The sequence below is a fragment of the Virgibacillus sp. LDC-1 genome (assembly GCF_030137545.1).
Lineage (GTDB): Bacteria > Bacillota > Bacilli > Bacillales > Amphibacillaceae > LDC-1.
In genome coordinates, this window is sequence record NZ_JARUVL010000001.1 from 293,381 (window position 1) to 306,633 (window position 13,253).

The 13,253-nt window shown below is 39.8% G+C and carries 10 protein-coding genes; 5 read left to right on the forward strand and 5 right to left on the reverse strand.

Translation table 11 applies throughout. From position 1 onward, the window contains the following. The first annotated feature begins 19 nt into the window (after nucleotides 1–19). Nucleotides 20–838 carry a ZIP family metal transporter gene (locus QBK89_RS01300; RefSeq protein ID WP_284139196.1) on the forward strand — a complete coding sequence of 273 codons (819 nt, stop codon included), beginning with the start codon at nucleotides 20–22 and terminating at the stop codon, nucleotides 836–838. 102 nt (nucleotides 839–940) lie between these two features. Here the strand turns inward: QBK89_RS01300 and ytaF are convergent, their stop codons facing one another. After that, entirely contained in the window at nucleotides 941–1,573 is a 633-nt protein-coding gene (gene ytaF, locus QBK89_RS01305; RefSeq protein ID WP_284139197.1) for a sporulation membrane protein YtaF, read from the reverse strand. 206 nt (nucleotides 1,574–1,779) lie between these two features. Here ytaF and QBK89_RS01310 point away from each other — a divergent pair, with 206 nt between their 5' ends. Both QBK89_RS01310 and QBK89_RS01315 read left to right on the forward strand, forming a co-directional pair. Then, entirely contained in the window at nucleotides 1,780–3,954 is a 2,175-nt protein-coding gene (locus QBK89_RS01310; protein ID WP_284139198.1) for a DNA topoisomerase III, read from the forward strand. 210 nt (nucleotides 3,955–4,164) lie between these two features. Then, nucleotides 4,165–4,404 carry an indolepyruvate ferredoxin oxidoreductase subunit alpha gene (locus QBK89_RS01315; RefSeq protein WP_284139199.1) on the forward strand — a complete coding sequence of 80 codons (240 nt, stop codon included), beginning with the start codon at nucleotides 4,165–4,167 and terminating at the stop codon, nucleotides 4,402–4,404. An 87-nt stretch (nucleotides 4,405–4,491) separates the two neighbouring features. On the opposite strand, the gene QBK89_RS01320 is transcribed toward QBK89_RS01315, so the two are convergent. Both QBK89_RS01320 and QBK89_RS01325 read right to left on the reverse strand, forming a co-directional pair. After that, complete coding sequence (locus QBK89_RS01320; RefSeq protein WP_284139200.1) at nucleotides 4,492–4,629, reverse strand: hypothetical protein; 138 nt, start codon at nucleotides 4,627–4,629, stop codon at nucleotides 4,492–4,494. Nucleotides 4,630–4,689: 60 nt separating this feature from the next. After that, entirely contained in the window at nucleotides 4,690–6,753 is a 2,064-nt protein-coding gene (locus tag QBK89_RS01325) for a thioredoxin domain-containing protein (RefSeq protein WP_284139201.1), read from the reverse strand. A gap of 750 nt (nucleotides 6,754–7,503) precedes the next feature. On the opposite strand from QBK89_RS01325, the gene QBK89_RS01330 reads away from it, so the two are divergent. Further along, a complete protein-coding gene (locus QBK89_RS01330) occupies nucleotides 7,504–8,043 on the forward strand; it encodes a DUF6944 family repetitive protein (RefSeq protein WP_284139202.1) in 540 nt (179 codons plus the stop codon). A gap of 91 nt (nucleotides 8,044–8,134) precedes the next feature. On the opposite strand, the gene QBK89_RS01335 is transcribed toward QBK89_RS01330, so the two are convergent. Both QBK89_RS01335 and QBK89_RS01340 read right to left on the reverse strand, forming a co-directional pair. Then, nucleotides 8,135–9,814, reverse strand: coding sequence for a glycoside hydrolase family 13 protein (locus tag QBK89_RS01335; RefSeq protein ID WP_284139203.1), 1,680 nt, complete (start codon nucleotides 9,812–9,814; stop codon nucleotides 8,135–8,137). 21 nt (nucleotides 9,815–9,835) lie between these two features. Beyond that, nucleotides 9,836–11,605: a glycoside hydrolase family 13 protein gene (locus QBK89_RS01340; protein WP_284139204.1), complete on the reverse strand. Its 1,770-nt coding sequence runs from the start codon at nucleotides 11,603–11,605 to the stop codon at nucleotides 9,836–9,838. Nucleotides 11,606–11,874: 269 nt separating this feature from the next. Here QBK89_RS01340 and QBK89_RS01345 point away from each other — a divergent pair, with 269 nt between their 5' ends. Next, nucleotides 11,875–13,158: a sugar ABC transporter substrate-binding protein gene (locus tag QBK89_RS01345; protein ID WP_284139205.1), complete on the forward strand. Its 1,284-nt coding sequence runs from the start codon at nucleotides 11,875–11,877 to the stop codon at nucleotides 13,156–13,158. Nucleotides 13,159–13,253 lie beyond the last annotated feature (95 nt).

The window sequence follows — 13,253 nt, forward strand, 5'->3', positions numbered from 1 at the left end:
ATTATGGAGTGAAGCAGCAATGATAGCTACATTTATGGAATTAGATCCAATGTATCAAGCGTTAATCGCATCGCTTTTTACCTATGGAATGACTGCCCTCGGTGCAGCTGTTGTATTTATGAAAAAAAATATGAGTCAAAAATTCCTCGATGGCATGCTCGGCTTTGCGGGTGGTGTGATGATAGCTGCTAGCTTTTGGTCGCTCTTATCCCCAGCGATTGAGATGGCAGAAAAGAATTCTGCTGTGCCGGCATGGATTCCAGCAGCGGTAGGCTTTATGCTTGGTGGTTTCTTTTTATGGGGAACGGATAAAGTTCTTCCACATTTACATCCAGGTCTAGATATGAGTGAGGCGGAGGGAATCAATCCGAATCGGAAGAAAAGGAGTACATTGCTCGTATTAGCGATTACCCTACATAATATACCAGAAGGTTTAGCAGTCGGTGTTGCATTTGGGGCAGTGGCAGCTGGTTTGGATTCAGGAACGCTGGCTAGTGCAGTTGCTTTAGCGATTGGAATTGGTATTCAGAACCTGCCTGAAGGTGTTGCTGTTTCCGTTCCGTTACGTCGAGAAGGAATGTCGCGCAGAAAAAGTTTTATTTACGGCCAGTTCTCTGGGATGGTTGAACCAATCTCAGCTGTTATTGGTGTATTAGCAGTGACGTTTGTTGAACCATTGTTACCATATGCATTAAGCTTTGCGGCAGGTGCGATGATTTTTGTTGTTGCCGAAGAAGTAATCCCAGGCTCACAAGAAGAAGGAAATAAGGATTTAGCATCACTTGCGTTAATGATCGGTTTTACAATTATGATGATCTTGGATGTTGGATTGGGCTAAGCGTAGCCCAATCCTTTTTAATTTGGATAAATGATGCCTCTGGTTTTCTCGATGAGACTTCTTTGAGAAAGGCGTAGTTGTTTGTTCGTGCATTATTCTGGATTAAAAGATATTTAGAATACCAAGGGTAATTAATAATACAGGTGGAACAAAGGACATTCGTTCTAGTCGTTTGCTCTTGGAAAGCAGAATACCAATATGAATACCAATAGATAGAAAAAGACCACTCATGAAAGCAATCATAACAGCGGTTGTGAGGGGGGAATAACCAAGGATCGCTGCGCCGATTCCAGCAGCAAATGCGTCGAGTGCAAGTGCTGAACCAAGTAATAGCGCTTCTCCGGGTGATATGTTTCCAGACTTATCTAAGTCTGCTTGATCAGGTGTAGTAAGCACTGTTTTAATATTTTGCAGTCCAGTTGTATTAGAGTCCGTGTTTAGACTTTCGGTATCATCGCGTTTAACTGTGGAGCGGATCGTGTTGTAAAGTGAAAAAAAACCTAGCGATATTAATACAGATCCACCTAATGTTTTTGCTAGCTCTGGAGAAATAAACGTACTAAGCCATCCTCCTAGCGTCATAGATAAAAGAACGATAATTCCAGAGCATGACATAATAATTGCTAACGCAGATGCAGGTACTTGAATTTTTCGCATTCCATAGCTAATACCAACACCAAAACCATCTAAACTTACAGCAATAACAAGTAGTAACAATCCTGTATAATATAGCATAGCACCATTCCTTTAACTTTTACTTTCTTTAATTGCTAACTATTGTATGGGAGAGGATGGTCTTGTGTTTGGGCGGATCAATCATTTTTTTGCGTAAGGGCAACAAATAGAGCTATTGTACTAGATGAAAATAGAGAAGAATTCAAGCAGTGTGGAATTTGTGTTACATTTATAGAGATATGTTTTGAAAGAGAGGATTTTTAAACATGAGTAAAACAGTTGTATTAGCAGAAAAGCCTTCTGTTGGTCGTGATATCGCTAAAGTGCTTCAATGCACGAAAAAGGGAAACGGCTATTTTGAAGGAAAACAATATATCGTAACATGGGCACTAGGACACCTTGTTACACTTGCAGACCCAGAGGTATATGATGATAAATATAAAACGTGGCGACTAGAGGATTTACCGATGCTTCCACCGCGTTTAAAGACGATTGTCATTAAAAAAACAGGCAAGCAATTTAATACGGTAAAAACGCAATTAAATCGTAATGATGTATCGGATATCGTTATTGCTACAGATGCAGGAAGAGAAGGAGAGCTTGTGGCGCGCTGGATAATAGAAAAAGCGCGTGTGAAAAAGCCTGTAAAACGATTATGGATTTCGTCAGTTACGAATAAAGCGATTCAAGATGGATTTCGCAAATTAAAGCCGGCTTCACAATATGAAAATTTATATGCATCAGCAGTAGCGCGTTCAGAAGCTGACTGGTATGTTGGTTTAAATGCAACCCGAGCGTTAACAACGAAATTTAATGCACAGCTTTCAAGTGGACGTGTGCAAACACCCACACTAGCCATGATTGCTGCTAGAGAAGAAGAAATTCGTAGTTTTCAGCCGCGGTCTTTCTACGGTATTCAAGCAAAAACGAATAAGGGCTTTACATTAACGTGGCAGGATGAAAAGGGAAATCATCGCACGTTTGCAAAAAACAAAGCAGAGGATATTGTCAATCAGGTCACTGGAAAGAAAGCAGTAATCGAAAATATAGAAAAGAAGCATAAGAACAAGCATGCACCACAGTTATATGATTTAACAGAACTACAACGGGATGCCAATCGAATATTTGGATTCTCAGGAAAGCAAACCTTAAACTTGATGCAACGTCTTTATGAACAGCATAAAGTGCTCACGTATCCACGAACAGATTCACGCGTTATCTCTACGGATATTGTGCCAACATTAAAGGAACGAGTCAATGCGTGTGGCGTTGATCAATATGCAAAAGCGGCACAGCGAGTGCTCAAGCGAAAGGATTGGAAGCTACCCAAATCGGTTGTAGATAATGCCAAAGTAAGCGATCACCATGCCATTATCCCAACAGAAGAGTCTGTCATTTTAGAGGATTTGAGCGATCAGGAACGGAAAATATATGACCTTGTAGTTAAACGATTTTTAGCTGTATTGTCCGCGCCTTATGAATATGAGCAAACGACAATCCTCGCAAAGCTAGGCAGCGAGACCTTTACTGCAAAAGGAAATAACGTCATTTCAAAAGGCTGGAAGGCAATCTATGATGATCGCTTTACAGAAGATGAGGCAATCGATGAACAACAGTTACCCTCCTTAAATAAAGGTGATGAACTGACGGTTGCTAAGCTACATCTTACAACTGGAGAAACAAAGCCTCCCGAACGGTTTACAGAAGGAAGCTTGCTTCAAGCGATGGAAAACCCTTCCCGTTACATGAGTAATGATGAAAAGCACTTAGCAAAAACATTAAACCAAACAGGTGGTCTCGGTACGGTTGCAACAAGAGCAGATATCATTGACAAGCTCTTTCATAGTGCCATGATGGAAATGAAGGGGAAGTACATTTATTTAACATCGAAAGGAAAGCAATTGCTTGATCTCGTTCCAGAAAAATTACGTTCACCAGCTTTAACCGCAGAATGGGAGCAAAAGCTGAGCAAAATTGCAGAAGGAAAGCTGGATAAAAAACGCTTTATTGCGGAGATTCAAGCTTATACAAAAGAAGTTGTTACGGAAATCCAATCAAGTGGTGAGACGTTTAAGCATGATAACATAACAGGGACGAAATGCCCGGATTGTGGCAAGCTAATGCTTGAAGTAAAGAACAGGAATGGGCGGATGCTCGTATGTCAGGATCGCTCCTGTGGGAACAAAAAGAATATTGCCAAGGTAACGAATGCGCGTTGTCCAAATTGTCATAAACGAATGGAGCTTCGCGGCGAAGGAGAAGGGAAGATGTTTCTTTGTAAGTGTGGCCATCGTGAAAAACTCTCCACCTTTAATAAACGAAAAGAACAAGAGAAAAAAGGGAAAGTTTCGAAAAAAGATGTGAATAAGTATTTAAAAAAGCAGGATGATGGCTTTAAAAATAATGCTTTGGCTGAACAATTGGCTAAGCTTAAAAAATAACAGGAAAAGAAAAAATTTGAAGTAGCATTGATTTTTGATGTATGTGAAAGAAGTTAGCATACTTATAATCTAGCGTAGCGCTATTTCTAACAGTGCATTTATGATGGGCATGTTTAACATTCCTTAGAACAAAGCGGTTTACGAACGACGCCCTTATCGTATATCATGGAAGGGTATAATAATGTTATCATTTAGGGAGGGAACAATTTCATGGCGTTTGTTATATTAGATCCATGCCGGCAGGAAAAAGCTGCTGAATGTGTCAGTGTATGTCCGGTTGACTGCATTGAAGAGGGCCCGGATCAATTTTATATAGATCCAGATATTTGTATCGATTGTGCTGCCTGTAAAGCAGTGTGTCCTGTAGATGCAATTGAGGAAGAATATGATTTAACCCCTGATCAAGAAGTATACTTGGAAAAGGCAGAAGCCTTCTTTGCCAATCGATAGAAGTTACATGAAAACGAACAAAGAAGAAATCCCGCTCTCTATGAAAGCGGGATTTCTTCTTATATAACGCTATTTTAGGTTCGAATTTTATTCTTCTGTTACCTTCTCAGCAAGCTTACTGGCAAGCCACCGCTTTGCTGTTTCCTCATCCACCTCATACACTTTTCCTTCACGCAATAAGTCGCCATGATAGGCAGTTTGAACATTCATTTTTACTTTCACCATTGTTTTTTTCTCCTTTTTACATACTACTGCTTTAATTATAGCTGTTTTTCAAGTGTTTCGCTATTTCATTTCATTATTTCGTATGAGCTGACCGATTGCTTTGTTAACATCCGTCGTAGGTGCTTGGCAGGCAAAGTTTTCACAAATATAAATCGTCGTTTGATCGTTTAATTCAGGATAATTTACCGTGAATGGTGCGATATTCTCTAATTCCGTAATGCTTTCAGCTGCTAAAATTGAAGCTTCAGGTAAGAAGGTTTGGTGAAAATCACGGAAAAATTTTATTCTATTGGGATCTGTCTTTTTCCCGAGAAGAATAATCTCCTTTGATGCAGATTCGGTCAACAGGATGGTTTGCATGAAAAATGCGCTCGCTGATGGATTAAGATGTAAATCAGCATAAAACGTATCGTACATTTCATCCACACATTCTAAAAAAGTCGATATCCCAGTAAGGTGCGCCATGCGTACAAGTATTACTGCAGCTACACTATTCCCTGATGGCAATGCACCATCATATACTTCTTTATCCTTGGCAATTAAGCTTTCGCCGTCTTTTCCAGTAAAAAAGAACCCGCCATTATCCTTGTCCCAAAATAAATCGATCATGGAATAAAGTAAATCTTTTCCCTTTGCTAAATAGCAAGGAGTATAGGTGGCATTGTATAATTCGATATATCCCCATGCTAGAAAGGCATAATCATCTAAATATGCTTTGTGCTTTGTTTCTCCATCACGATAGCGTGTGAAAAGCCGCTCGTCTAGGAAGAGATTTTGCTCAACGAAATGAAGTGCATTTTCTGCTGCCTTTGTATAGGAGGATTCATTAAAAACCTTTCCAGCATTCGCAAGCGCAGCAATCATTAGTCCATTCCATGCAGTTAAAATTTTATCATCGACGTGTGGATAAACTCTTTTTTCTCTTGCTTGCAAAAGCTGGCGACGTGCAAATGTAAGCTTTTCATTCAGTGCATCGACGGTTAAACCATGCTGCTGGGCAACCTTTTCCATAGAAATACCGATTTGATTAGGAATGTTTGCCCCCTCGAAATTTCCGAATGGCGTTATGTTAAAAGCATCGGCATATAATTGACCAAGCTCTTCACCAAGGATATCGAATATTTCTTCATCCTTCCATACGTAATATTTACCCTCTACCCCTTCTGAATCAGCATCAATAGCTGAGTAAAAAGCTCCCTTCTGATCGGTCATTTCGCGCATCACAAACGCCACGATTTGTTCGGCAATTTTTTGATAATCTGTCTTTTTCGTAATCTGGTATGCTTCCGTATACACCATTAATAAAAGGGCATTATCATAAAGCATTTTTTCGAAATGCGGAATGAGCCATTTTTCATCGGTTGCATACCTTGAAAAGCCAAAGCCGACTTGATCATAAATGCCACCCGCAGCCATTTTCTCCAACGTTCGTTCCACCATTTGCAGCGCGGTTTTGTTTCCGGTAAAGTGCGCATACCGTAATAGAAACAATAGGTTTTGAGGCTGAGGAAATTTTGGAGCTGAACCAAATCCGCCATGTGTTAGATCAAATTGCTTTTTAAGCTGTTGAAAGGCAAGATCAGCTGTTTCGATGGATAGCCGTTTTCCGCTTTTTTCTTGAACTGTTTGTGCTAAGGCTTGTTGTACTTGTTCCGTTATCTTCGTAATTCGTTTTGGATTTTCTACATAGCTATGGTGGAGCTGTGTGAGTACCTCCATTATTCCGGGTAGCCCGTGCTTTCTTTCTCTCGGAAAATATGTTCCTGCATAAAAGGGGATTTTATCCGGTGTCATAACAATGGTTAACGGCCACCCTCCATGACCGGTCATCATTTGACAAACCTTCATATAAATAGAATCTACATCTGGACGTTCTTCTCGATCGACCTTGATAGAAATATAATATTTATTTAATAGAGCTGCTACCTCTTCATCCTCAAAGGATTCATGTGCCATCACATGACACCAATGGCAAGTGCTATAGCCGATTGAAAGAAAGATAGGCTTATTTTCTGTTTTTGCTTTGAGAAAAGCTTCCTCTCCCCAAGGATACCAGTGGACTGGATTGTCGGCGTGCTGAAGTAAATATGGAGATTTTTCATTTATTAATTGATTTAGAGCCAATTCATATCACCCGCTTCGTTTATCGTGATTTTATCTTACTGGAAAGAAATGATTGTAGCAATTGAAAAAGGCAGGAGCGCATGAGTTGAGAGAGGGGATCGGGAACTCGAGCGAGAACCTCCAAACTCGAGCGAGAAATCCCCCAAACGATTAAGAAAGTGCCCCAAACGATCAAGAAGTGCCCGAATTCGATCGAGAAAGGATGACGTACAATATCTTGTGTAAAGAAGTATAAAACAAAAAGATAAGGTAAATCCTCTAGTTAATCACCACAAAAACCAGAAAGGATGTACCTTACCTATGTCTACTAGTATAACTGAAAATATTTTTTTTAATCAAATTGAATCTATGGTCCGTAGTTTTGTACCTCCAAACGATTAAGAAGTAGCTCAAATCGATCAAGAATCACCCCCAAACGATCAAGAAAGTGCCTCAAACGATCAAGAAGTGCCCGAATTCGATCGAGAAAGCCCTCAAACGATCAAGAAAGAGCTCCAAACGATCAAGAATCACCCCCAAACGATCAAGAAATGCCCCAACTCGATCAAGAACCACCCCAATTCGATCAAGAAAGAGCTCCAAACGATCAAGCCCCCCCAAATTCGATCAAGAATCACCCCAACTCGATCAAGAATCACCCAAATTCGATCAAGAATCCCTACTTAGCTGCCCGTTTTTAGCTTTTTCCTTAACCTTCTTTCGTATGCTCGAATATCATTTATATAAGAATGCTTTTAATCAGGTGGTAACATGGTCAATCGGGCTGTAAAAGAGGTGATTGGATCCTGGATTCAGGCCACCGGTACGGTCATCGCTGCAATTGGGGTAACCCCATCTAAACTAATATCCAAGGAAATGGGAAATGACCTTGACCTTTGGGGGAACGTGCTGCAAGCTTCGGGAAATGCCTTGCAAGCGAATGGAGAGCTTTCATTAAATAAAATTGCCAATGAAATCCAAGCGATTGGTAATGTCACTGTATTTACGGGATATTTAGCAGACAATGATTCTGAAATAAAAGATGTCCTAGTTATTAATGGGAATCTACTTCAGGCGCTTGGTGGAGGCATTATATCTGTTGTTGATTTTGAACGCAGAGAATCAGAGGAACAAATTATTATTATTCTAGGGAATGTGTTGCAAACGATAGGAAATTCCATTCAAGCAATTGGTGCGAGGTATGAGCTGAAGGATGGTAAAGAAATGAAGCAAAAAGGGAAAACGTTCATTTTAGTTGGAAGCTGGATTCAAGCTACAGGATCTGTTATTGCAGCGATTGGACTATTTTAGCATTTTGAAAATAAAACACTGCTTGCAAAAAGAAATCGATCGTGTAGTCTTGTTTCGCACTATACGATCGATGTTTACTTTGTTCACCCACTTAACTAAGATGGTATACTATTGATTCATATGGCTGAAGTTCAAGCATTTCCACTAAACTGCAATGGTCACTATCATTGCTTATAATGAGCTTGGCTTTTTTCTCCATCCACTGCTCCTTAGGAAGGGTTATCGATACATGCTCCTTACTAAAATTGCTAAGCACGAGTAAATACTCACCCTGCCATTCTCGAACATAGGCGAAAATCGCATCATGGTTTGGCAGGAGTAGCTGATACGATCCATGCGTCATGATCGGCATCTTTTTCCGCAGTTGAATGAGCTTGCGATAATAATGAAAGATGGAGTTCGGATCATTTCTTGCAGCTTGCACGTTAATTTCCTTATAATTAGGATTTACTTGAATCCAAGGATTTCCCCTCGTGAAGCCGGCATGCTGGCTTTTATCCCACTGCATTGGTGTACGGGCATTGTCCCTTGATTTTTGATGGATTGCCCTGAGAACCTCGTTTGGATCGCTGCCATTAGCAATTTTTTCATGATACATATTGATTGTTTCGATATCCTGATAATCATCAATTGATTCAAAGGATACGTTTGTCATACCGATTTCTTCCCCTTGGTATATATAAGGGGTTCCCTTCATGAAGTGGAGGGTAGTTGCTAGCATTTTAGCAGCTTTCTCCCGATATTCTGCGTCATTTCCAAATCGGGATACAATACGTGGTTGATCATGGTTATTCCAATACAGACTATTCCAGCCTTCGTCTGCGAGAGCTAGCTGCCATTTTGATAGAATTTGTTTTAATTCAACGAGTGACCATGCTTTCAAGTCCCATTTACCACCGGGGCCTGAGTCAATATCCATATGCTCAAAATGAAAAACCATGTCCAATTCCTTACGATGTTCTGCTGTATAAAGCTTTCCTTCCTCAGGTGTAACTCCAGGCATTTCTCCAACCGTCATGACATCGTACTTGGCTAAGACCTGTTCATGCATTTCTTGTAAATAGGGATGGACCTTTGGACCATTCATAAAATACGCATGACCAGAAGCGTACTTTTTGCCAGAAACAGCTTCTCCGTCTGGTAACGCTGGGTCCTTGGAAATGAAATTGATGACGTCCATCCGAAATCCATCAATGCCTTTATCGAGCCACCATCGCATCATATCATACAATTCCAGTCGAACGTTTTTGTTTTCCCAGTTTAAATCCGGTTGTTTTTTAGAAAATAAATGTAAATAATATTCATCTGTTTCTGCACTGTACTGCCAAGCAGAACCGCTAAAGGCTGCTTCCCAGTTATTCGGTTCTTTGCCATTTTTACCAGGACGCCAAATATAATAATCTCGGTAAGGATTTTCTTTATCTTTGCGCGCTTCGATGAACCAAGGGTGCTCATCAGAAGTGTGATTAATGACTAAATCCATAATTAACTTCATACCACGCTTATGAATCTCGGCAAGCATTTCCTCCCAGTCTTTTAACGTACCAAACTCGTCCATGATTGCTTTATAGTCACTAATATCATATCCATTATCATCATTTGGAGATTGATACACTGGTGATAGCCATATTACATCAATTCCAAGCTCTTTTAAATAATCAAGTCGAGAAATAATTCCGCGAATATCACCGATACCATCTCCATTTGAGTCTTGAAAGCTACGAGGGTATATTTGATAAACTACACTTTCCTTCCACCATTGGTTACTCATGTAAAACGTCCTTTCTCTCCATTATTGGTTCTGTTTCAACATTCGGAATCCATATGCCGGCATTTGCAAGGTCGATTGCGCTGCTAACTCTAAAGACTGCTCAACAAAAGCATTGTCTTTAAAGTAGATTTCCTGAAAAAACCCACTGTAGGGTGTTTGGATGGTTTTAGCGTCGCTGCTGTTATTAATAAAAATAACAAACCTTTCCGATTGTGATTTTCGTTCATAGGCAATTACTTGTGAAGAATCATCTGTCAACGAGAAATGGAAGCTTCCAGCATTCGCCAAAACTGGCTGATCTTTTCGAAGTTGAATGAGTGCTTTTACAAATTGGAATAATGGTTGATTTTGCTTTGAGTTATCCCAAACCATACATGCACGGCAGCCAGGGTCCTGTCCGCCCGCCATACCGATTTCATCTCCATAATAAATGCATGGCGTGCCAACAAAAGTCATTTGAAATAAGTAAAGAAGCTTCACACGCTCTATATTTCCATTTGCTAGTGTGAGAACTCGAGGCGTGTCATGACTATCAAGTAAATTAAAGGCAACTTCATTAACATGGGCAGGATATTGATGTAACACGTCAGTAATGTTGTTTGCGAATTGGCTTGCCGAGATCTGCTCGGAGGCAAAAAAGTCGATCACATTGGTTGTGAATGGATAGTTCATCACCGCATCAAATTGATCACCAAGCAGCCATGGCATTGCATCATGCCATATTTCACCTAAAATATAGGCCTCTGGTTTGACTCGTTTTACCTCATCCCGAAATGCACGCCAAAAAGAGTGATCTACTTCATTTGCAACATCTAGCCGCCAACCATCTATATCAAACTCCTCGATCCAATACCTCGCCACCTTTAGCAAGTATTGCTTTACTTGCTCATTAGCTGTGTTTAGCTTTGGCATTGTTGCTTCAAAGGCAAACGTATCGTAGTTTGGTTTTGGTTTTGTCCCTACTGGGAAATTCCATAGATGAAACCAGTCCTGATAATCGGATGCTTGTTGGTTCTTTAATACGTCCTGAAAAGGCTCAAAATAAAAGCCGCTATGATTAAATACTGCATCAAGCATCACTTTTATGCCGCGCTGATGGCATTCCTCTACAAGCGTTCGAAATGTTTCTTTATCTCCAAACTGCGGATCAATCTCAAAGTAGTCAATCGTATCATATTTATGATTGGATTTCGCTTTAAATATAGGAGTGAAATAAAGGCCAGTAATCCCCAAATCCACTAAGTAATCCAAATGATCGATAACCCCTTGAAAGTCTCCACCAAAAAAATTAGTAGGTGTAGGTTCTACTTTTCCCCATGGTAAGGTTCCGGCTGGATCGTTGGAAGAATCCCCGTTGGCAAAGCGTTCAGGAAAAATTTGATACCAAACGGTGTTTTTAACCCAAGTTGGAGCTGCAAACAGATCAGCCTTATTCATATAAGGAAAGCAAAAATAAAAGGCCGTATCAGTTGGAGCCGTTGGAAACCAGCCACGTTCTGTGTAATAAAGTGTTTCTGTTTGATCACTACATCGGAAGCCATAGCGCATCCTTCTAAATTCTGGCTGTACCGCAACAAACCAATAATCGTATAAATCTGTCGAACCAGATTTTTTCATAGCAATGGTTTCATATAACCATTTTCCTTCATTCCATATGTATGGATCACCGTACACCAATGCTACAGCATCGACATCATTTCGTTTTGTTCTTAAAAAGATATGTAAGGTTGTTTCATTATAGGCATATGCCCAATTTTCCTTTGGACGATGGTAGATTGCTTCTTTAATCATAGCTCTCTCTCCTTTAGACAATCGTTTGCGCTATTAAACTAAATAAATACAATATAAGGAAGTCGATAGTACTGTTTGTCTTTTTTAGTATAGCAGTAATCTAAAGAAAATGTAAGCGTTAACGATGTTGTTATAACAATATAATTAATTTAAATTATTTGCTTGAAAAAATTAATAAACGATGTATAATAACTATTAAGTGGATTGTGCAAACGTTTTCGCAAAATGTGCGCATTCATGTAAAGAAAAAATTAGGGGAGGTTATTTAATTGAAGAAGTGGTTTAGTTTTTTCTTAGTATTTATACTTGCGATTGGATTATTAACTGCATGTGGTCCTGATGAGGCAGAGGAATCGAATGGTTCTGATGATAAGGCGAATGAGGAAAAAGCTGGGGATATGCCAGAAAAACCTGAAAAGCTTCTTTTATGGGTGAATGCAGAAGAAAAGCAAGAAGAAGCTGTTAAACAGATTACAGAAAAGTACACAGAAGAAACAGGAATTAAGGTGGATCTTGTTCCGGTCGATATGCTTGATCAAGTAGAAAAGCTAGATGTTGAAGGTCCAGCAGGAAACGGTCCAGATATTATTTTTCAACCACATGATCGAATTGGAGACCTTGTATTGCGTGGCTTAGTGGAGCCGGTTGATTTCGGAGATTCTGAAAGCGAATACACAGATACTGCACTTGATGCGGTCACATATGATGGCGATTATTGGGGCATCCCGGCTGTAATTGAAACATATGCAATGTATTACAATAAAGCATTAGTGAAAGAAGAGCCAACAACTATGGAAGCGATTATGGAAATCGCAGAAAAAGATACAGATGCTAGTCAAGACAAATATGGATTTTTAATGGAAGCTGCAAATTTCTATTTTGTGTATCCATTCTTCTCCGGTAACGGTGCTTATGTATTTGCAAATAATGATGGAACATATGATATTTCAGATATTGGTCTTAATAATGAAGGGGCTATAAAAGGTGGAAACTTAGTTCAATCATGGTTTAACAATGGCTATATTCCACAAGATTTAACACCAGATATTATGAATGGACTATTTAAAGAAGGAAAAGTATCCACTGTATTGAATGGACCTTGGATGGTACGTGAATATAAGGATGCGCTCGGTGATGATTTAGGAACTGTCCCACTTCCAATTCTAGATAATGGTGAGCATGCCAAATCATTTGTTGGGGTTAAGTCATACATGCTATCCTACTACTCTGAAAATAAAGAGTGGGCACAGGATCTAATGAAATTTATTACAAATAAAGAAAATGCGATGACATACTATGATGTTGCAGGTGAAATGCCTCCTCGTAATGATGCATTGGAGAATCCAGTGATTTCAGAGGATCCAATATTTGCAGCATTTGCAGAGCAAACAACGTATGGTGAACCGATGCCAAGTGTGCCAGCAATGCAACAGGTATGGGATCCGATCAATGATGCGCTTAGCTTTATTTCAAAGGGCGAGCCTGTAAAAGAGGTTTTAGCAGAAGCGGTGCAAACAATTCACGATCAAATTGAAGCGTCTGGAGCCAAGTAATAGAGAATATATTTGTAATTGTATGGGGGCGAACGCCCTCATACCTCTTATTTTAGCTAGAGAAGCATTCACCAATTTTCAATTGCACGCTTAGG